This window comes from Paludisphaera mucosa, assembly GCF_029589435.1.
GTDB classification, from domain to species: domain Bacteria; phylum Planctomycetota; class Planctomycetia; order Isosphaerales; family Isosphaeraceae; genus Paludisphaera; species Paludisphaera mucosa.
Genome location: NZ_JARRAG010000002.1, coordinates 2617434 through 2639042, shown reverse-complemented (window position 1 = coordinate 2639042; position 21609 = coordinate 2617434). Strand labels below are relative to the sequence as shown.

Annotated in this window: 12 protein-coding genes; 3 read left to right on the top strand and 9 right to left on the bottom strand. The window is 70.6% G+C overall.

What is annotated here, in order from left to right; all coding sequences use genetic code 11:
* Window positions 1-5: 5 nt before the first annotated feature.
* The 5 genes from xseB to PZE19_RS19770 all read right to left on the bottom strand — a co-directional run bounded on the left by xseB (window position 6) and on the right by PZE19_RS19770 (window position 10656).
* Window positions 6-443 (bottom strand): exodeoxyribonuclease VII small subunit, encoded by a 438-nt coding sequence (gene xseB / locus PZE19_RS19790; protein WP_277862328.1) that lies wholly within the window; start codon window positions 441-443, stop codon window positions 6-8.
* 92 nt (window positions 444-535) lie between these two features.
* Entirely contained in the window at window positions 536-3967 is a 3432-nt protein-coding gene (locus PZE19_RS19785) for a beta strand repeat-containing protein (protein WP_277862327.1), read from the bottom strand.
* A 78-nt stretch (window positions 3968-4045) separates the two neighbouring features.
* Entirely contained in the window at window positions 4046-7966 is a 3921-nt protein-coding gene (locus tag PZE19_RS19780; protein WP_277862326.1) for an Ig-like domain-containing protein, read from the bottom strand.
* A gap of 299 nt (window positions 7967-8265) precedes the next feature.
* Window positions 8266-9426 (bottom strand): exodeoxyribonuclease VII large subunit, encoded by a 1161-nt coding sequence (xseA, locus tag PZE19_RS19775; RefSeq protein ID WP_277862325.1) that lies wholly within the window; start codon window positions 9424-9426, stop codon window positions 8266-8268.
* A gap of 105 nt (window positions 9427-9531) precedes the next feature.
* A complete protein-coding gene (locus PZE19_RS19770) occupies window positions 9532-10656 on the bottom strand; it encodes a Gfo/Idh/MocA family protein (RefSeq protein ID WP_277862324.1) in 1125 nt (374 codons plus the stop codon).
* A 378-nt stretch (window positions 10657-11034) separates the two neighbouring features.
* Here PZE19_RS19770 and PZE19_RS19765 point away from each other — a divergent pair, with 378 nt between their 5' ends.
* A complete protein-coding gene (locus PZE19_RS19765; protein WP_277862323.1) occupies window positions 11035-12693 on the top strand; it encodes an SGNH/GDSL hydrolase family protein in 1659 nt (552 codons plus the stop codon).
* Here PZE19_RS19765 and PZE19_RS19760 read toward each other — a convergent pair.
* Genes PZE19_RS19760 through PZE19_RS19745 form a run of 4 tightly spaced genes read right to left on the bottom strand, consistent with a single transcriptional unit; the run spans window position 12683 to window position 17995 of the window.
* Complete coding sequence (locus tag PZE19_RS19760; RefSeq protein WP_277862322.1) at window positions 12683-13690, bottom strand: LpxL/LpxP family acyltransferase; 1008 nt, start codon at window positions 13688-13690, stop codon at window positions 12683-12685. The two genes, PZE19_RS19765 and PZE19_RS19760, sit on opposite strands and share 11 nt — an antisense overlap.
* Window positions 13691-13695: 5 nt before the next feature.
* Window positions 13696-15279: an amino acid adenylation domain-containing protein gene (locus PZE19_RS19755; RefSeq protein ID WP_277862321.1), complete on the bottom strand. Its 1584-nt coding sequence runs from the start codon at window positions 15277-15279 to the stop codon at window positions 13696-13698.
* 51 nt (window positions 15280-15330) lie between these two features.
* Complete coding sequence (locus PZE19_RS19750) at window positions 15331-16560, bottom strand: SGNH/GDSL hydrolase family protein (protein WP_277862320.1); 1230 nt, start codon at window positions 16558-16560, stop codon at window positions 15331-15333.
* A 22-nt stretch (window positions 16561-16582) separates the two neighbouring features.
* Window positions 16583-17995 carry a hypothetical protein gene (locus PZE19_RS19745; protein ID WP_277862319.1) on the bottom strand — a complete coding sequence of 471 codons (1413 nt, stop codon included), beginning with the start codon at window positions 17993-17995 and terminating at the stop codon, window positions 16583-16585.
* Window positions 17996-18664: 669 nt separating this feature from the next.
* On the opposite strand from PZE19_RS19745, the gene PZE19_RS19740 reads away from it, so the two are divergent.
* Both PZE19_RS19740 and PZE19_RS19735 read left to right on the top strand, forming a co-directional pair.
* The gene (locus tag PZE19_RS19740; protein ID WP_277862318.1) at window positions 18665-19216 is read left to right on the top strand and encodes a hypothetical protein; all 552 of its coding nucleotides are present in this window, start codon (window positions 18665-18667) and stop codon (window positions 19214-19216) included.
* Between the two features lie 122 nt (window positions 19217-19338).
* Window positions 19339-21144: an ArnT family glycosyltransferase gene (locus tag PZE19_RS19735; protein ID WP_277862317.1), complete on the top strand. Its 1806-nt coding sequence runs from the start codon at window positions 19339-19341 to the stop codon at window positions 21142-21144.
* The last annotated feature ends 465 nt before the right edge of the window (window positions 21145-21609 follow it).

The window sequence follows — 21609 nt, the reverse complement described above, 5'->3', positions numbered from 1 at the left end:
CAGGCTCAGAAAGGCGGGTCGAATCGGTCGTATTCGGGCTCGGCGGGCGCGATCGGGCTGACCTCCGGCTCGGGCTCGACCGAGGTCTCGGCGACGGGCTTTGCGACGCGTTTGCGTTTGGGCTTGGGGGCGGCGGCTTCCGGCCCGGGCTGGACGACGACGGAGGCGACGATGGTGGCGGCGGCGGACCGGGCGAGGTCGAAGGTCGCGGTCGGGTCGAACGGGGTGGTCAGCGGTTCGCCCGCCTCATCGAAGCCGGTCAGGACGGCGACCGATCGCTCGGCCTTCTCGAGGAGCCCGTAGCAGCGGCCCAGCAGCGCGACGCCCTTCTGGTACTTGTCCAGGGCGGCGTCGAGTTCGGGCTCGCCGCGCTGGAGCGCGTCGACGATCGTCTCCAGCTCGGAGAGGGCGGCTTCGAAGCGGATCTCGGGTTCGTCGGGCATGGGCCTGGTCATGGAAAAGGCAGAGGGGGCGGAAGCGGTCCACCCCCTCACCTTAGCGACTTGGAGACGACGGGCCAAGCCGTGCGCCGGCGTCAGCGGGGCAGGGCCCGGGCGCGGACCGGTCGGACCGGCGTGGGGCGCACCGGGCGGACGGGCGTGGGCCGCGGCTGGCCGGGGCCCACGGTCGTCCCGGGGACGAAGACGCGGTTGTGGATCGAGTCCAGCCGCGCGACGAAGTCGCCGCCCGCGACGTTGTTGCCCGAGGGGAAGGCGCCGAAGAACTCGCCGTCGAGCGCGTTGCCCGCGACGTCCTGGATCCCGGTCGCGAAGGCCGAGGTCCGCGAGCGGATGACGAGCTGATACACCCCGCCGCGGATCGACGTCCCGCCGTTGAGGATGAGCGTCGTGGCCTGGGGCCCGAAGGTGGTCGCCGGGGAGATCCCGATCGGCCCCACGAGCCACTGCGACGGCGGGCGGTAGCCCTTGACGGTGGTCGAGATGAACGAGAAGGCGTAGTTGCTCGGCTCCTGCACGGTCGTCAGGTTGACGCCCGAGCCGACGCCGCCGCCCCCGCCGTAGTCCTGATACGTCACCAGGACCGAGCCCGAGCTGGGCTGGAAAGCCGCGGCGACGACCTTGGGGCCGAACGTGTCGATCACGAGCGTCTGCGGGAGGACGCTGGTGATGACGTTCCCCGAGTTGTAGCGGTCGCCGGCGAAGATGGTGATCGTGTAGGCGTTGTCGGGCAGGGCGACGGTCGACGTTACGTTCCAGGCGCCGGCCTCGTCGGCCTGGGTCGTGCCCAGGAGGATCGGGCCGGTCGGCGACTGGGCGACGACGGCCACGGTGGCCCCCGGCGAATTGACCGTGCCGGAGTACGTCGGCTGGACGACGTTCGTGATCCCGTCGCTGTTCGAGGCCCCCGAGTCGCTGGCCGGGTTGAGACGGCCGGCGACGGAAGTGAGCGCAGGGGGGAGGATCGCCGCGGTCGAGACGGCCACCACCTGCGCGCCGGGGGGCGACTGGGGCGTGGCCGGGGCCGCCACGGCGACCGGCGGCTTGGTGATCAGGACGGTGACCGGATAATTGCCGGCCTGGGCGTACGTGTGGTCGCCGAAGACGTTGTAGACGACCCCGCCGGCGGTGCCGATGGCGGTGATCCGGGTCGCGGCGGTCGGGTCGGAGCCGTCGCCCCAGTAGATGAGAGCGGTGTAGGCCGACGGGTCGAGGTTCGTGCCCGAGTCGGTGAACGCGGCGACCTGCACGCCGCCCGCGGCCGTCGAGAGCGGGGCCGTCGCGCGGCCCGAGAGCGGGATCCCCTGGGCGGCCAGCGGGGCGGCGAAGACGACGCTCGTCGAGTTGACGACGGCGCTTTCGGAGGCGCCGCTGTTCACCGTGATGGGCACGCCGTCGACGACCGTGGTGCCGCTGGAGCCGCCGCCCTGGCGGGTGACGGTGACGGTCACGGGGTAGGTCGCGGCCGCGGCGTAGCTGTGGTTGCCCAGCACGTCGTACGAGCCGGTCACGCCCGCGGGGACGATCAGGCCCCCCGACGCCGGCGTGCCGTCGCCCCAGTCGATCGCGGCGAAGTAGCTGACCCCGCCGGTCGGAGCGGCGTCGGTGAAGCGTGCGACCGTCTGCTGGACGAACGGCCGGGCCTCGACGGCGAAGATCGTCGTCGGGATGCCGACGGGCGGCGTCGCCGAGACGTTGAGCGTGACCTGCTCGATGCTCGTGTAGTTGATGATCGGCTCGCCCGCGCCGAAGCTCAGGATCCCGCCGGTGGCGAAGTTCACCGTCGGCAGGCTGGAGTTGACGACCAGCGTGTCGTTCCCGGGGCCGCCGGCGATGGTGTAGGTCTCGGCCGTGGTCGCCCCGCCGAAGCCCGTGAAGGTGAAGGTGTCGCTCAGCGTCCCGCCGCGGACGTCGACGGTGGTCACGCCGCCGCCCGAGTAGTCGAGGAAGTTGCCGAGCGGCCCGCCCGTGATCCGGCCGGGGGCGATCGTGAACGAGTCGGCGACGGCCCGCGCCGAGTCGTCGAGCTTGACCGTCGCCGCGCCGCCGGTCGCCAGGGCGAAGACGTTGCCGAGCAGCCCGGCGACGCTGCCGGCGTTGCTCAGGTCGATCAGGTTCGCCGCCCCCGCGCCGGCGTCGAGGGTCGTCGCGACCCCGGCGGCCGAGGCGAGCAGGACGATCGTGTCGTCGCCGCCGGCCGTGGCCGCGGAGAACGTCGCGAGGCCGAGGGCCGGCGTGCCCAGGTCGATCGCCAGGGTGTCGGCGTCGCCCCCGGTGGTGATCCCGATCGACCCCTTGTTGGCGAGCGCGACCTGCTCGAAGGCGTTCGTCGTGCTGCGGATCCGGGTCGTCTGCACGGTCGAGACGATGGGGCCGGTCTCGACCTGGATCGTCTGGGCGCCCAGGGGGGCCGAGAATGTGTAGCCGGCCACGGTCACCGTGTCGATGATCGGGCTGAGGCGGCTGAAGTCGACGACGTTGCTGATCGTCGCCGAGCCGACCGTGCGGTTCGGGAAGGCGATCCGCCCCGCGCCGGCGCCCGACGCGATGTAGGCCTCCTGCGCGAAGCTGCCGTTCTGGAGGATCAGCGTGTTCGAGGCCGCGCCCGTCGCGGCCGGCGGGGCGAAATTCACGCCGGGGCCGTACGGGACGCCGCCGGCGTAGTCGATCGTCAGCGTGCTGCCGGCCGTCGTCCCGCCGATCGCGAAATTGTCGACCGTCCCGTCGGGGAAGCTGTGGACCGGGCCCGACGTCACGGCGACCTGGATCACGCCGCTCGCCAGAGACAGCCGCGTCGTCAGGGCCGTGGGCGTGGCGTACAGGCTGTTCAGGTTCAGGTCGAGCTTGGCCCCCGACGAGACCAGGTCGGGGAACGACGAGGCGTAGGTCGGCTTGACCGAGTTCACGCTGATCAGCCCCGCGCCCGCGGCGGCGCTGAGGAAGGTCTCGCGGCCGAGGGCCCCGGTGGCGAACGTCCCGTCGACGCCGCCGACGGCGTAGAAGACCGAGTCGCCGTCGGAGCCGCCGCTGACCGCGTTGCTGATCGAGACGGCCGCGGCGATGGACTGGGTCGTCAAAAAGAACGAGTCGTTGCCCGAGCCGGTGCTGATGTTCAGGGGGGCCTTGGTCGAGTCGACGCTCACGACGTCGTTGAACGCCCCCGCGTCGCCGACGACGGCGGCCGAGGTGAACGACGACGCCGGGCCGGTCGCGGTGTGGCCGTCGGGCGACAGGGTCCATGCCCCCGTCCCGGCCCCGAGGGTGATCGGCTGGGTCGGGTCGAGGAAGGTGTAGACGTCGGCCGCGTCGACCGAGATCCGCACGTTCATCGCGGTGCCCGTCGACTGGAAGAGGAGCGTCCCCGTCGTGATGCCGAGCGAGGCGGCGAGCAGGCGGCGGTCCTCGAGCGCCTCGACCCCGACCCGCCGCCGCGTCGGCCGTTTGGGCCGCGGGAGCGGGCGCGGGAGGCCGAACCGATCACGACACGACGACAGGAAATCCCGGTGCATGAAACTCTCCGAAGCGCTCGTGCGTGCAGACGCGAGGGGGCCGCGCCCGGCGGTGGCCGCCAGGCGCGGAGGACGCGATCAGGATCCGAGGGAGGCCGCCCGCGCGATGCGGGCCGACGCCAGGCTCGGCCGGGACGCGGCCCGGACGGAAGCCAGTCTAACCGCCGACGCGGCCGAAGGGAGCAGGGCGCCGTCGAGGCGGAGGAACCGGCCCGTCGCCGGCCGGCCCGGGGGCGAGATCGGCGTGGCCGTCCCCACCTGCGACTGCGGGGGCGAGATCGTGTGATGGATCGCGTCGAGCTGCGCCACGAAGTCGCCGCCGTTGACGTGGTTCCCCGAGGGGAAGAAGCCGTAGAACTCGCCGTCGAGCGCGTTGCCGGCGATGTCCTGGACGCCCGACAGGTTCGACGGGTCGACCGAGCGGATCTGGAACAGGTACTTCCCGCCCCGGATCCCCGCGCCGCCGTTGAACTGCACCGTCGCCGCCTGGTCGCCCGCGGTCGTGCCGGGCGTCACCGTGATCGAGGTGGCGAGCCAGGGATGCAGGCTGGGGGTCGTCGACAGCAGTTTCGTGAACAGGTAATTGTTCGCGTCGCGGACGGTCGAGAGCACCAGCCCCGAGCCGGTGTTCGACACCCCGCCGAAGTCGGCGAACGTGGCGATCACCCGGCCCCGGAAGTTGTCGAACAGCAGGTCCACGACCTCGGGGCCGACGGTGTCGATCACCAGCGACGACGCCAGGGTCGTCAGGGCGCTGACGGTGTGGCCGCCCGCGTCGTAGGCCTGGGCCGAGATCCGGTAGCCGCCGTCGGCCAGGGCCGACGCCGGAGTGAGGCTCCAGGCACCCGACGCGTCGACGGTCGTCGAGCCGATGAAGGTCGGCGCGCCGCCGTTGAGCGCGGCGTACAGGTAGAGCGTCGCCCCGCCCTCGTTGGTGCGGCCCGTGAACGTCGGCGTGGCGTCGTTGGTGACGCCGTCGGAATGGGAGATCCCCGTGTCCGACGCTGAAGTCATCCCGCCCGAGATCAGGAGCGCCTGGTCGACGACCGTGATCCCGTTGAAGATGTTCAGCGCCGAGCCGAAGGTGTCGCGGATCGACATGTTCAGCACATACGTCCCGTTCGTCGTGATCGGGCCGGCGAGCGGGCCGGGGCCGAACGCGAAGGGATTCACGCCCGGGCCCTGGGCGTCGGCGTAGGTGTGCGAGCCGATCACGAAGAAGGTCGTGCCCACGCCCCCCGGCTGGATGACCCGGCCGGCGGAGTTGGGCGTGCCGTCGCCCCAGTCGATGTTGACCGTGTACTGGTCGGTTGTCGCCCGCGGGTTGGCGTCGACGAACGAGCCGATCACCCGGTCGGTGAACAGGACTCCTTCCGAGGCGTTCGCGATCGTCGGCTGCGAGGCCGTGCCCGTCAGCGGCGCGTCGGCGATGACCGCGAAGTTCGAGCCGATCCCCGTCGAACCGCCGTCGGCCTGGGTCACGACGATCGTGATCGGGTAGCTCCCCGGCGTGGCGTAGACGTGCGGGGTCGCGGTGACGATGAAGCGGCTCGTCAAGCCGTCGCGGATGATGGACAGGGCGCCGACCCCCGCGGTCCCGTCGCCCCAGTAGATCGTCGCCGCGTAGGCCGCGGCCGGATTCGCGTCGGTCGGGTCGACCCCGCCCAGGTCGGTGAACGTGCCGACGACCATCGAGGAGCCCGACGCGATCGCGATGTTCTCGAAGCCGGAGACGGCCTGGACCGAGACGTCGACCGCCGCGTCGTCGATGATCGCCTGCGAGGCCTGCGTGACGGGGACGCCGGCCGGGCGGAAGAAGGTCGTGGCCACCCCGCCGACGAGCTGCGAGAACGACGTCGCCAGCGGCGTCACGGTGATGGCGGTCGCGATCGCGACGCCGGGGTCGTAGTACGTGTGCGTCCCCTGGACGTAGAAGACCGACGGGTTGGAGGCGTCCTGGACGATCACGCCCGCCGAGGTCGAGCCGTCGCCCCAGGCGATGGTCGCAGCGAAGTCGGCCGCCGTCGCCGTCGCCGACGAGGTGAACGCGCCCACGATGGCGGAGACCAGGTTCTGACCCTCGCTCCCGTGCACCGGCACGCCGAAGACGGTGGGCACGAGCGCGGGGAGGTCGGTGACGGTGACCTGGGCGTCGGCGTCGTCCGAGGCCGAGGACGAGGTCGGGTTGAAGGTCACCGGCGAGCCGCCGACGAACACGGTCGAGGTCACGGCGAGCGTCGAAACGGTCAGGGTGACGACCGGCGAAGGGTTGGAGCCGGTGTAGGTGTGAGTTCCGAAGACGTCGAACCCGGCCGGATTGACGGCCGACGGGACGATCACCCCCGCCGACGTCGTGCCGTCGCCCCAGTTGATCAGGGCGGCGAAGTCGGCCGCCAGGGCGGGCGACGGGACCGTGAAGGAGCCGACGAGGGCGTCGACCTGCGGTTGGCCCTGAATGGCGCGGAAGATGGCGGCCGTGACCACCGGGACCTGGGTCCCGACGTTGTTCACCACGACGCTCTCGTAGCTCGTGTAGCTGATCGGCCCGCCGGGCAGGATTGCGCCCGAGATGGTGATAGCCCCCTCGACGCCGACCGAGAAGTTCGCCGCCGAGAGGGGCCGGCCGCCGGCGTCGATCGTCAGCGTGTCGATGCCCGGGCCGCCGTCGAGGGTCGTCGAGGTCGTGCCCGCCGTCCCGTCGATCGCGAGGGCGAGCGTGTCGTTCCCCTGGCCCTGGTTCACCACGATCGCCGCCCCCGGGGGCAGGTCGGTGAGCGTGGCGGAGTCGGGGCCCACGGCCTGGGTGACGGTCAGCAGGTTCAGGCCGGCGACGGGCGTCGTCAGGGCGTAGTTGATCGTCAGGGAATAGCCGGACAGCGAGGAGTTCTGGTTGACGAGGATGCTGGTCTTGTTGGCGACGTGGGTGTCGGGGAACTCGGGGGGCGTGCCGACCGAGGAGATCTGCAGCGTCTGGACGTTGCCGGTGTTGGCCGAATTCTCGCCCGCCGACAGCAGGACGCCGACGTTCGGCGCCCCGAAATAGTCGAACTGGTAGGTCAGCGCCGGGACCGTGTCGTAGACGCTGTGCGGGGAGATCCCGGTGAAGGAGATCGAGGAGGTCGTCGACGCCGTGGTGAAGTCGATGTCGCCCGAGCCGGGGCCGGAGCCCGAGAAGACCTCGCTGGTGAGCGGGGCCAGGCCGCCGACGAGGATCAGGTCGCTCTTGGCCGTCGACGGGTCCGTCCAGCCGCCGTCGTAGCTGAGCGAGCCGCTCGGCAGGGGATCGGCCACGGTGAAATCGACGGTGAGCGAATTCGCCTGGCCGGCGGCGTTGCGCACGGTCAGGACGTCGACCAGCGCGGGGTCGAACACCAGCGATCCGCCGGTCCCGATCCCCGTCAGCCGGCCGTGCCCGCTGCCGTCCTGATCCAGGGTCCAGGCGCCCCCGGTCGTCCCGGCCGAGCCGTCGACCACGATGCTCGAACTTCCGATGAGGCCGAAGGTCTCGACCGTCGCGGCGATGCCGGAGAGGTCGCCCTGGTCCCCCAACGTCAGCTCGGGACCCGACACGCCGATGACCGCGCCGTAGTCGGTCGGCACGTTGGTGCTGGCCAGCCCGACCGTGGTCGATGGCGAGAGCACGCCGATGTTCAGGCTCGTGATCCCGTCGACGGTCACCAGGTTGGAGCCGCTGCCCACGACCGTCAGCCCGGCCGCGTTCAGGTCGACGTTGATGATCCGATCCGAGGAGAAGGTGTAGATCGATCCCGTGACCGAGATGTCCACATTCTCCCCGAGGATGTCCGTGACGTAGCCCAGCCCCGCGCCGGGGCTGATCAGGATCGAGGCCGCCATCAGCGTCCGGTCTTCCAGGACCTCGACCCTCCGGAGCGTCTCGCCCCGAACTCGACGCCCGCGACGCTCGGCCTTGCCGTCCCTGTTCCAGGAAAACCAGCCCGCCCCGGGCCGGCCGTGTCGCGTCGTCTTCGCCGAGTTCATGTTGGATTCTCTCGTGTCAGGGGTGTCGAGCGACCGTCGTGGAGAGCCGTCGTCGATCGGCTTCGCCTCCCGCGTCGGCGACGTCACCGCCGCGCGGGCCATCTGGGAGCATGCTTGGGTTAAGCCTAAACTCCATGTTTACAGTCGCCCAAAGTACCCATATTCCCACCGTGAGAGCAAGAGGGAACTTCTCTGGCCCCTATAAATTCGCCAGACCGATTGTTTTAACAGCCATTTCAACGCGCATGACGCGATCGAGCCTTGGTAGGCGCAGACATCAAGACTTAAGCCGACACCGTTCAGCCCTCGACGCGGGACGTGATCCGGCCGGAGGCGAGAATCGACCGGATGAGGCTGCCGGGCGGGACCTGGGCGGGGTCGCGGACGACGGTGCGGCCGTCCTCGGCGAGGGTCAGGCTGTAGCCCCGGGCCAGGACGGCTTCGGGGTTGAGGGCTTCGAGGGAGGATTTCAGGCGGTCGAGGCGGTGGCGGCGACGTTCCAGGTCCTGGCCGAGGGATGTGGACAGGCCCCGGGCCAGGTGGTCGAGGCGGGCGCGGGCGTCGCGCAGGCGGCTCGCGCCGGCGTGGTGAAGCGCCTGGCCGAGTCGGTCCAGGTGCATGGCGATCTCGGCCGCGTCGGGCACGACGAGTTCGCCGGCCTCGCTGGGGGTCAGGGCGCGGCGGTCGGCGACCAGGTCGGCGAGGGTGACGTCGATCTCGTGGCCGACGGCGGCCACCACCGGGACGCGGCAATCGGCGATCGCGCGCACGACGACCTCGTCGTTGAATGGGCTGAGGTCCTCGGCGCTGCCGCCTCCCCGGGCGACGACGACGACTTCCACGCCCGGCGCCAGGCCGGCCAGCTCCAGCGCCGCGGCGATCTCGCGGCCGACGCCCACGCCCTGGACGCGGGTCGGCACGATCAGCACGTCGGTCGCCGCCCATCGCCGTCCCGTGACCTGGAGCAGGTCGCGAACGGCCGCGCCGGTCGGGCTGGTGACGACCGCGATCCGCCGGGGGAAGCGCGGCAGCGGTCGTTTCCGGTCGGGGTCGAACAGCCCCTCGGCCGAGAGCCTGGCGAAGAGTTGCCGGAAGGCGAGTTCCTGCGCGCCCATGCCCTCCGGTTCGATCGCCTGGGCGATGATCTGGTACTCGCCGCGGGGGTTGTAGACCGTCAGCCGGCCGACGAGCCGGACGGCCAGGCCGTCGGACAGCTCGAACGGCAGGCGCTGGGCGTCGCTCCGCCACATGACCACGCGGATGCCGGCCGCCTGGTCCTTCAGGCTGAAGTACAGGTGGCCGGAGCGCGGCCGCGAGAGGTTCGAGATCTCGCCCCGGACCGCCACGTCGCCGAACTCGGCCTCCAGCGTCTCCTTGATGCGCTCGGTCAGCACGCCGACCGACTCGAACGCGACGCCGTAGGGGTTGTCCGAACCCTGGAACCAGGGGAAGCTCGTCATGGTGATCCTGAACGCCGTCCGTGTGAGCCGGGATGACCCTCGCGGGTCGAGGGGTCCCATCCTCTCAGGAATTCGGCGCTCGGGCAATCGCGAGGGCCGCTGTCTTCAGTCCCCGTTCTTGCTGGGATCGGAGGCGTTGACCATCTCGAACTTCTGGGCGGGGGGCAGGCCCATCACCTGGGAGGGCTCGATGCGGCCCTTCCTCGTGTACGGTTCGAGCGTCTGGGGTTGGCCCGTCTCCAGGGCGCGACGGATGGCCTCGACGATCCGGACGTCGCACCAGCCTTCCTCGCCGTCGGGCTCGGGGTCGAGGTCGTTGAGGATGCAGTTGGAGAAGTACTCCGCCTCGCCGCCGAACTGGTCGGTCTCGGGATAGGATTTGTGCTCCTTCTCGTCGCCGATCGTGACGTCATATGCGAGGCCGTGGCCGTACGAGTAGGCCGGCTGTACCGACAGGCTCCCCTTGGAGCCGACGACCGAATAATGCTCGAACTCGTGCATCCCGTACGAGGCGATGAAGACCGCCTGGCCGTCGTTGGGGAACCGCAGCGTGACGCTCACGGTGTCGTCCAGGTCGCCCAGGCCGGCTTCAGGGTTGCGCGAGGCGACGGCGCGGACCTCGATCGGCTCGGCCCCGAAGAACTGGCGGCAAGCGTTGATGGGATAGACGCCCATGTCGTAGACCGGCCCGTCGTCGAAGCCGTTCTTGGCCCGATGGTTGTCGGGCCGGAGGAACTGCGAGAAGGTCGACGTGAACGCCCGGACGTCGCCGACGTCGCCGGCGCGGACCTGCTCCACGGCCGCGACGGTCGCCGGCTCGAAGTGCAGGCGGTAGGCGACCATGAGCTTGGCCCCCGACTCCTGCGCCGCGGCGATCATCGCCCGGCAATCCTCCTCGCGCACGGCCATCGGCTTCTCCAGCAGGACGTGGATCCCGGCCTTGAGCGCGGGCACGACGTACGGCGTGTGGAGGTGATTGGGCGTGGCGACGTACAACGCGTCGACCTCGTCGGCCGTCAGGAGCTTGTCGAAGTCGTCGTAATGGTAGGTGTTCTTGAGGCCGAATTCCTCCTTGAGGACGTCGGCCTTCTCGGGATCCCCGGTCACGAGGACCGTCAGCTCGGAATTCTTGGTGTTCCGCACCCCGGGCATGAACTGCCCCTGCGAGATCGACCCGCCCGCGACGATCCCGTAACGAACCTTCCCGCCGGTGACGCGCTTGGCCTTCATGTCGATCTCCGCCTCATTCCGGGTGCCGAGTTCCCAGGGATAACCACTTGCCCGAGAATGGTTGCAAATCGCATACCCGCCGCATGCGGGTGATCGTCGAGCGGAGCGATGCCGAACATGCCGAGAATCCCGGGAAGCGGTTTCAAGGCCTTCCCCCCTCGCGGGGGAAGGTGGTCCGAAGGGCCGGATGAGGGGGCGACGCATCAAAAAGATTACGCACTTTCACTTCGCCGCTTCCTCCTTCTCCCCTGGTGGGAGAAGATGGCCGAAGGCCGGATGAGGGGCTCGTCAGCCGGCGCCGAAGTCCGAGAACCCTATGGGATCCCCCTCATCCGGCCCTGCGGGCCGCCTTCTCCCACCAGGGGAGAAGGACGATCGATGCTCCCGCCGTGCTTCGCGATCGTCGCGCAGGGGGACCTGGCGTCGCGGGAGGTCACGACGGCGATCGGGTTCCTGACGCTGCTCCAGCGCGTGTACGTCCTCGCGGCGCTGGTCGTGGTGGCGGCGACGATCGGGCTGGCGTGGACCGTGGTCCGCCGGCGGAAAGGTCGTCGGCCGGTCGCGCCTGCGCTGGGTCGATTGACACTGGGGTTCGCGGCGACGTTCGCGGCGCTGGTGGCGGCCGAGGCGGCGTCGGGCGCGTGGCTGGCGTGGCGGCACCGGGCGCCGACCTTGCCGGCGTTCGCGCAGGTCCCGGCGCTGCCCACGACGTTCGATCCCGAGGCCGAGCGGCCGACGGACCTGGACGTCGTCGTCATCGGCGAATCGAGCGCCGAGGGGGTGCCGTACCAGAAGTGGCTCTCGGTCGGTCGGATCGTCGGTTGGAAGCTGCAGGAATCGCTGCCGGGGCGGAACGTCCGGGTCGACGTGCTCGCCGAGTCGGGCAAGCGGCTGGAGGACATGCACCAGAAGCTCGCGAACCTGAAGCGCAAGCCCGACCTGCTGATCATCTATTGCGGGCACAACGAGTTCTACGCGCTCCACGGCTGGTCGCACGAGGTCGCGCCGTATTACCTCGACGACCCGGGATGGTCGCGGCCCTGGTCGATCGGGACGCTCTTCGGCCGGATCTCGCCCACGGTCCGCCTGATCGAGGAGACGCTGGAGCGTCATCGCGTGGCCGCGCCGCCGCCCCGACAAGGCCGGCGGCTGATCGATTCGCCCTCGCACACCGACGCCGAGCGCGCCGAGCTGCTGGCCGACTTCCGCCGCCGGATGGAGGCGATCCTCGACTTCTGCGCGGCCGTCGGCGCCGTGCCGGTCCTGATCCCGCCGGCGGGCAACGACGCCGGCTTCGAGCCCGATCGCTCGGTCCTCCCCCCCGAGACCCCGCGAGCCCGCCGCGACGTGTTCGCCCGCTCGTTCGAATCGGCCCGCAAGCTGGAAACCACCGATCGCGCCGGCGCGATCGCGGCCTACCGCGAGCTGATCCAACGCCAGCCGGGCTTCGCGGAATCGCACTTTCGGCTGGCCCGACTGCTCGAAGCCGAAGGGAACTATGAGGAGGCGTACAAGTCCTACCTCGCGGCGCGGGACCTCGACGCCCACCCCCTCCGCTGCCTCACGTCGTTCCAGGACGTTTATCGTGACCTGGCCGCCAGCCGGGACCTGATCCTGGTCGACGCCCAGGAGGTCTTCCGCGCGCTCCGGCCCCACGGGATGCTCGACGACTACCTGTTCAACGACGGCTTCCACCCGTCGCTCGAAGGCCACGTCGCGCTGGCGGAAGGGGTGCTCGGCGGCCTGAAGGCGCGGAAGGCGTTCGGCTGGCCCGACGCGACGCCCGCCCCCAGGCTGGACGTCGCCGAGGTCGCGGCGCACTTCGGCGTCGGCCCCCCGACGTGGGAGGCGGTCTGCTCGAACGCGGTCGGCTTCTACCACCTGATCGCCCCGCTGCGGTTCGATCAGGCGGAGCGGATGGCGAAGCGCGACCGCTACAAAACCGCGCTCGACGCCCTGCGCCGTGGCGAGGACGTCGAGGCGTTCGATTTCCCGGGCCTCGGACTGAGACCGGTCCGCGAGCGGATCAGGCCGTGACGGAGTCCGGCAGGCGTCGGGCGTGCGCCGGCCGGGGCGCGGCTTCGCCGCCCGGTCCGGTTTGGGCGACGGGGGCCTCGGGGGCGTCGGTGTAACAGGGCCAGGTCAGGTACGCGACGGCTTCCGAGGGGTCGACGGCGACCTGGGCCTCGACCTCGGCCAGGTACGCCGCCAAGGCCTGTTCGGGCTTGCTCGGGGTCGTCGGCGCGAGCCGCTTGAACTCGATGGCGAAGCGGCCGGCCGGCAGGTGCCGGCAGAAGACGAAGAAGACCGGCGCGCGGGTGAGGCAGGCCAGCTCGGCCCAGACCGCGAGGAACTCGTGGTCGCGGCCCAGCAGACGGCAGGTACGGGTGTTGGACCCATCCCAGACGATGTCGCCGTTGAGATAGAGCGCCAGGCCGTCGCGGAGCGCCGACCGCGCCTGCATCATCCGCTCGATCGCGGCGGCGGGCGTCAGGTGCCGCTTCAGGAAGAATTCGCCCTGAGGATAGGGGGCGGCGGCGGCGTCGAAACGGCGGTCCAGGTCGTGCGAGACGTGCTTGGGCCGCTGGACCAAAGCGCGGATCGGCAGGCCGCGGCGGTAGAGCCAGTGCATGCCGGCGACGTGCGCCCCCAGGTGGCTGCCCACGAGGATCGCGCCTCGTCCGCGCCCCAGCACCTCCTGCACGGCCTCGAAGCCCACGACGTCGAAGCGCGCCAGGGCCTCGGCGTCGCTCGTGCCGTCGAGGGGGTAGTCGCGGGCGGTGAAGCGCGCGGCGCTCTCGGCCAGGGCGGTCCAGCCGGCCTTGTCGTCGCCCTCGCGCTTCAGGAGGGTGTTCACGCGGTCCATCGCCGCCTTGAGGCGGGCGCGGCGGCCCGGGCGGAGGTACGTCGAGGCCCATCCCGCCGTGCGCACGATCGCGTCCGCCCGGGCCGGCCCCATTGCGCCGAGGCCGGGCAGGAGAAGCTCGTAGAAGTAGAATTTCCAGGTGAAGATGCGGCGTGCGACGTGCTTCACGGCGGTCAGACCTCCTCGACGGCCAGGGCCTTGAGCTTCTGGTAGTCGACCTTGTCCGTCGACGTCGCCGGCAACCGGTCCAGGAACGTGATCCGGTCGGGGATCATGTAGTTCGGCAGGTGGATCGAGCAGTGCCGTTTCATCGCGATCAGCGACTTCCGGCCCTCGGGCTTGAGGGCCACGAACGCGGCGATCGAGACGCCGGCGTCGTCGCTCTCGGCGATCACGGCCGCGCGGTCGACGCCCTCGTGGCGGTAGAGGGCCGACTCGATCTCGCCCAGCTCGATCCGGTATCCGCGCTTCTTCACCATGCGATCGCGGCGGCCGTGGAAGTGGTAGCAGCCGGCGCCGTCGTCGATCACGAGGTCGCCCGTGCGATACCATTTCACGCCGTCGTCGGCCGTGAAGAACGCGGCCTCGGTGAGGTCGTCGCGGCCGAAGTAGCCCCGCATCACGCCCGGCCCGGCGATCACCAGCTCGCCGAGCGCGCCGGCGGCGAGCGTGCGGCCCTCCTCGTCGACGACGCGGCCGATCAAGGGGGGGCAGGCGAAGCCGATCGGGAACGGGCCGGCCTGCTCGTCGCCGATGACCCGGGGGATCTCCAGGGCCGTGCAGACGTTCGTCTCGGTCGGGCCGTAGAGGTTCCACAGATCGGCGTCGGGCCAGAGCGTCCGAAGCTTGCGGAGCGGGGCGATGGGGAAGACCTCGCCGGCGAACAGGACCACGCGCGGCGGCGTGTAGCCGGGGCGGTCCAGGCGGCCCAGCTCGGTCATCATGGCGAGGATCGAAGGGGCCGAGTACCAGACGCTGATCCGCTTGTCCTGGATGTAGTCGCCGAGCGCCGCGGGCTCCTTGGCCAGGGTCTCGCCGATCAGGACGAGCGTGCCGGCGTTCAGGCAGGCGACGTACAGGTCGAAGATCGACAGATCGAAGTGGAAGGGCGCGTGCGAGGAGTAGCGGTCGTCGTCGCTCCAGGGGCCCAGGGCGTCGCGGCACCATTCGAGGAACGTGAAGGCGTTGGCGTGCGAGAGCATGACCCCCTTCGGCTTACCCGTCGACCCGGAGGTGAACAGGATGTACGCCAGGTCGTCGGCCTCGCGCGAGGGGGGCAGGGGGGATGGGGCGTCGTCGGCCAGGACCTCGGACCAGTCGGCGTCCTCGGGGGCGAGGGCGTCGGACGCGGCGTCGTCGGCGACGACGATGAGCCGGGGCGCCGATTCGCGGCCCTCCCACGCCTGGCGCAACGCGGGGGCGAGCTTGGCGGCGACGACGACGGCCCTGGCGCCGCTGTCGGTGAAGATCCCCTCGGCGCGGCCGGCGGGGCCCGTGGGGTCGACGGGGACGTAGACCCCGCCCGCCCGCAGGATCCCGTGGATCGCGGCGACGGCCTCCAGGCTCTTGGGGAGCCAGAGGCCGACGCGGTCGCCCCGGTCGATCCCCCAGCGCGCGAGCCGGGCCGCGACGCGGTCGGCGGCGCGGTCCAGGTCGGCGTAGGTCTGCGATCGTCCCCGTTCGTCCTCGACGGCGGGGCGGTCGGGCCGTCGCGCGACGGCCTCCTCCAGCAGTCGGCTGAGATGGCGTCCATCCATGGCGTCTTATCCGTGCGGCGCGGTTGCGGGTGCGGTCAAGTGGGTTGGAAGTTACGGCAGGTCCTGGGGCAGGGCCGCCTCGGCCACGGCCTTGCGACCCGGGAAGAGCAGCTCGTACCGGCCCTGGTCGGTCACCAGCTTGTGCGTCAGGGAGAGGAAGAGGCGATGGTGACCCAGGGCGTTGGGGTGGTCGTCCCAGGCTGCGATCTCCAGCAGCGCGGGGTCGATCTCGTCGAAGGTGTCGGTGAGGTCGTAGATCGGCAGGGCGTACCGGCCCGCGATCGCCTTGAGCCGGCCGACCGACTCGGCCCGCTCCGATTCCTCGGCGTCCTTGCCGACGCGGGGGATGACCAGCATCATCATCGGGATGCCGGCCGTCCGGCAGTCGCCGGCCAGGGCGGCGACGGTGGCGTCGTACAGGCTCCAGTAGTGCGGCTCCAGCTTCTTCTTGATCGTCTCCTTGGCCGAGAGCTGGCCGCGATCGACGCGGCGGTCGGCCTCGGTGACGCCGGCGGCCTCGACGGCCTGACGCACGAAGTCGTAGGTCAGGTCGGCCTTGGTGCGGAAGACGTCGCAGAGGTGGATCTCGGCCAGCCGCGAGTCGAGCATGGTCGACGCGAAGATCACCAGGTCGGGCTTGAAGTCCCTGGCCTTGCGGCGGAACGACTCCAGGCGCTGCAGGGGGCTGTACGCGGCCACCGCGAAGTTGAGCACCTCGAACTTGCGATCGGAGGCGAACCCCCGGTGCGCGGGGTGGGTGTTCAGCCAGCCTTCGAGCTGATGGCTGTAGGTGTCCTGGTACTTGACCCCCCAGCCCATGTCCATCGAGGCCCCGAGCAGGGCGATCCGGAAAACGCCCGGCGGCTTCTCGACGGTCGCCTCGGGGCTGTGCATGCCGTGCGAGTTCGTGACGAACGGCTGGCCGAACAGCAGGCTGTCGATCTTGGGGATCAGCTCGAACTGGAGGAAGTCGCGGTCGAGGTGGCGGACCACGCCGGCGTCGTTGAACCGGACCCAGCCGTTGGGCTTGCCCATGAGCGCGAGCGTCAGCTCGCCGCGCCCGCCGGGGCCCTCGGCGCCGCCGACGAGGCCCTCGTAGTAGCCGGTCGCGTGGTGGTCGCCGTCGGCCCGATTGGACGAGTTCGAGGTCGCCGACGCCATCAGCCGGCGGGCCCTGGTCCAGTCGGAAGGGACCGAGATGAGCGAGATCGCCACGAGCGCCGCGGCCTGCAGCATGGCGATGCGGGCCGCGCGGAGCGATGTGGTCTGGATGAGCGCCATGGCCGTTCCGATCCTCCCCTTGTCACGACGCTTGGAGGCCGCGGGCCATCAGGTCGAGCCAGGCCGCGAGGCTGGGACTGTTCCAGAGCGACCAGAGCAGCGTGATGGTCGCGAACGTGGCGAGGATCTTGGCGCCCCGGATGGTCAGGCCCCGATAGTCGATCCCCGGCGCCGGCTCGTCGGCCCTGGGCTTCGGCCTGGGCCGGGCCGGTCCGCGGCGGGCGTCGAGCTGGACGTTCACCATCACCAGGCAGCCCAGCACGCCCCAGAAGACCGCGTCGGGCGCGCTGAAGCCCCAGGTGCCTCGGAGCCAGAACGACTGGTAGCCGTGCGTCAGCCAGGTGACGAAGAACACCACGACCGTCGCCGCCGCGATCGCCGCCGGCTGCGGCCAGCGCTTGAGGCGGAAGACCACCGGGTTGAACACCAGTCGGACCATGAAGTCCTTCCAGTAGATGTTGATCCGCCGCCAGTAGTCGGTGAAGCCGCTCGCCAGCAGGTAGTTGTGGTGCGTGTCCGGGAGCTGGTACCCGAACATGTGCAGCATGCCGCAGGCGACGTGGAACTGCCCCGAGACCTGCAGGTACACCAGGTAGTTGAACACCAGGAAGGCCAGGAGGCTCCCGGGGCCGTTGACCTGGGACGAGGGGAAGAGCAGCTCCTGGTCGATGATCCGGTAGAGGATGAGCTGGACCACGCCCCGGAACGTCATCTCCAGCCCCCGGCGCTGGACGTCGTGGACCTCGGCGGCGAAGTAGCCCCGCTGCCAGGTCCGGTAGTCGACCACCGGGAAGAGCATGAAGCAGTAGTTCGGCAGCAGGAAGAAGTAGCCGACCGCGTCGATCAGGCTCTCCGGCTTCCGGGCGTGTTTCAGCTCATACATGTAAACGAGCATGCGGAACATGAACATCGAGCCGAGCACCGGCCACACGGTCGGGGGCGCCAGCTCGAAGAGCGCCGCGGGCTTGCCGCACGCCAGGAAGAGGGTCAGCCCGGCCAGGATCCCGACCCGCAGGTTCCAGGAGACCGGCATGCGGCCGACGCCGATCAGGACCGCGGACAGGCCGACCACGACCGCGCCCACGCCCGTCCCGAAGACCAGGAACAGGCCGGCGACCGAGGCGGCGATGAACACGCCCTGCTTCCAGCGATAGGGAGCCAGGTAGTGGATCGGAAAGGCGAGCCCGGCGACTTGAAGCAAGACCTGGAAGGCGCGGCCCTCGGTCTGATACCGCCGGCACACGGCGAAGATCAGCCCGAAGTAGAGGAGGTTGCGGAGGAACGGGACGAGCGCCCGCCGGCAGTTCGCCGGCTCGTCGGCGTAGAGCCGTTCGAGCCACCGTGAAGGCCGCGTCGGCTCCGGGCGCTCGGGGGCGACGTACTTCCGGTGGGGCGATGTCCGCGACGTGATCGGGTTCCCGACGTTCGGCCCCATAGACGGTCCCTTCCTCGAACCTGCTCGACCCCCGCCGTCCCCGCGGGCGCGGGGAGGCCGATAAGGCCGTTCATCCTTGAATTGGCGGGCCAGGGCCGCGGGGTCGAGCCGCGGGCCGATTCCATCATCCGTCGCCGACGGCCGTCTCGCTCCGATCGGCGGGCGCGGCGGAGGAAGGGCGGATCGCGCCAAGCGTCGATCCGAATGGTTGCGGGGACCGGCCCATCCTTGAAACCGGGTCTCCCCGCAACGGTCACCATCCTTGGTACGCCTGAAGATCGTCTCGGATCCTCGGGAGAGATTCTCTATTGAAATCTCTTCAGAATCCTGATATTCGCTCCATCTCCGGGAATCCCGCGGCCCGACGTCCGGTCTCCGCCGCGTGCCGTCGAGGGTCGGATTCCGGCCCCAGGCTCCAGTCCAGCGGGGCGATTTAACCGCGAGGGGCCGAGGCTGTCAACCCGACTGCCCGCCCTCCAATGTCTCAGCGTCTTCGGAGCCGAGTGCGGCCCGACTCTTTCGCGCCTTCCCTGCAAGCGGCGTCGCCGGCGCGGGCGGGGGGCGATCGTCCGCGGGCGTCTCAAGCCGCGATCGTCCGGGCGCCGATGAGCCTCGAAGCCGGCGCCGTCCGCGTCGACTTCGCCCCTTCGCGTCCTCGCGAGACCCTCCATGACCACGATCCGCCGGTCGGTCCGGATCCTCCTCTCCGCGTTCGGGATGCTGCTCGCCGGGTTCTCCTCGGGCCGCGTGAACGGCGAGGCCCGCGCGCAGGCCCCCGCCGGCCCGCTGGGCGTCGCCAGCCTTCGTGACATGAGCGAGTCCGAACTGCAGGCCGTCTACCGCCAGGGGACGGCCGTCGCCCTGCCGGCCGGACGCGTCCGCGGGACGGTCCTGCCCGCGCCCGGCACCCGGCGCAACGCCGCGATGTCGGTCGGCGCCCGCGCGATCTGGCAGGGGAAGATCGTCGATCCTACGGGCGCGACGGCCGTGAACCGCTTCTTCGGGGTCTCCACGATCCGCGGCCAGCTCTACCAGGCCGAAAGCTGGCTCGACGGCAACCCGTCGCTCATCCTGGACTACGCCAAGACGTCGCGCGTCTACGCGAAGAACCGCGACGAGATCCGCCGCATCGGCCCCGGGCTCTATCTCGGGTTGATGTACTCCCGGACCAGCCCGCAGCCGACGCTGAGCATGTATTTCGTGCTCGAAGTCGAGTCCTGAGCCGACCGGCGGAATCCTCCGTCCCGGGCCGTCTCCAATTGCCCGTTTTGGGCCTTTCCGCTAGCCTGCCGCCGGGATCGGGCCGCCCATGAGGGCGCGGCTCGATACGGGGAGGCGAACGGATGTCGGCTCCGGTAGCAATGACGATCGCCCCGGCGAGCCGGCGCGTCTGGGGCGTCGAGGCGGTCGTGGCGGCCCTGGCCGGCGTGATCTTCCTGGGTTGCCTGGGCTCGCTGGAACTCTGGGGCAAGCGCGAGCAGCGGCTGGCGGCCGAGGTGCTCGACACCGTCGAGAACGACCACTGGCTGGTGGCGCGGATCCAGGGCCGTCCCCGGCTGGAGAAGCCGCCCCTGCCGCGATGGTCGACCGCCGCGCTGGCCGCGGTCGTCGGTCGCTGCGACGAGACGATCATCCGCCTGCCGGGAGCGTTCGCGGCGCTCGGGACGGTCGTTCTCACCTACCTGCTCGGTCTGCGATTCGGCGGCCGCCCGCTCGGGCTCACCGCCGCGATCATCCTCTGCACGACCCCCTTGTTCATCGCCGAGGCGCGGCAGGCCGGGCAGGACGTCCCGCTCGCCTTCTGCACGACGCTCGCCCTGTATGCGACAGTCCGACATATTGAAGAGGCAAGCTCAGGTCCGAAACGAAAACCGGGCGGGTTCCGGCGCTGGGCGTTCGTCTTCCACGTCGCGCTCGGGCTCGGCTTCCTCTGCAAGGGGCCGGTGGTGCTGGCGATCGTCGCGGCGGCCGTCGGCCCCTGGGCCTGGTCCGGGCGAGTCGGGGGACCGCTCGCGCGGTTGGCGGTCGACCCCTGGGGATTGATCGCATTCGCCGCGTTAGCCCTGAGCTGGCCGCTGCCGGTGTGGCTCGCCGACCCCAATGCGGCGGGGGTGTGGGCCGCCGAGATGGGGCAGAAGACGGGCGCGCTGGCGATCGTGCATCGTGAGCGGGCCGCCTTCCTCTTGCAGTGGCCGGTGCTGGTGCTGCCGTGGGTCGTCGCCGGGGCGTCGGGCGTCTTGCTCCCTTTCCGTCGCGATCGGGATGCGGCCGACGCCTGGGTCTGGCTCCCCTGGTCGTGGTCGGTCGGCGTGGCGGTCCTCTTCAGCCTCTGGGCGGTGGCCAAGCCCAACTATTACGTCCCGTGCCTGCCGGGATTCGCGCTGCTGGCGGCGTCGGCCTGGCTCCGGCTCGAACGCCGGGCTCGCGAGGGCGACAGGAGTCGGGCGGCGCGCGTGCTGATCCTCCTCCAATGGGGGCTCTGGTCGGTCCTGGGGGCGGTCGCACTCTCGATGGCCGGCCGCGGACTGGGCGCGTCGCAACCGGTTTGGTGCGGCGTGATGGCCTGTGCGGCGTTCGGGGCTGGCGTGCTCGGTTTCGCGGGAGGACGCCGGGGATGGGGGGCTGGAGCCCTCGCGCCGGCATTGGCGGCGACGGCCTTTGCGGTCGTGGTCGGCTACGGGATCGTGGGCCCGGCGGGCAACGCGACGCGCGGCCATCGTCGTGTCGCCAAGGCCATCGACCGGGCTGTGCCGGCGGGGGTGGAGACGCTCTCCTTCTATCATGAGCTGGACGAAGGGCTCTGGTTCTACCTGAGGAGCCGTCGGCTCGCGGCGGTCCCCGGCAGCGAGTCCCGCTACAACGACGCCTTCGACCAGTGGAACGGCGCGGACCGCCAGGATCTCACTCCCTTCGGCCTGGTGGCCCGCGCGAAACACGTCCTGGCCGACTGGCTGAGGGACGACGCCCAGGCGGGCGGCTATCTGATCCTCCGCGAGAAGGTCTATCGCGCCCTCGGCCCCGACCTCGCGGGCGTCGCCACGCCGGTCCTCCAGGAAGAAGCCCCGTTGCGGAACGGTCTGGTCCTCCTCCGGCTCGACCCCCGCCCGATCCAGACCGGCGCGGCGTCCCCGGACCGCTCCGTCCGCTGAAAGACGCCCATCGAGAACCCTTTCAGTCCCCGGCCACGCCCCCGCGCGTGCAAGGGTTACACGCCCGCGCCGGAAGACCTCGCCGGTGGGCGAAGGGTTGCCGGCGCGCGGAGGCCTGACGCCTCGGCGGAGTCCCCGGATCGGGGGGTCTTTGGGGCGGCGAAGAGTGGGATTATCGGGGATGCGCCCTCGGTCGATCTTGTGCACTTCGCCCATTTTAGCCGACCCCGACGACCCGCATGATTGTCGACGTAAAGCCTTGGTGCAAAAGGTGAAGCGGGTTCAAGGGGGCGGCCCGGGTTGACGATACAATGGGTGTCGCCGAGGGGAACACAAGACTCCTCAGGCGGAGACGGACGGGAGCACCGAACCTGGTGGCGTCGATTCGCGGGGGGGCCGAAAGGTCCCGAGTCCCGGGAAGACTTCGACCGCGTGGTCGATGCCAATGGACGATCGAAATCAGAC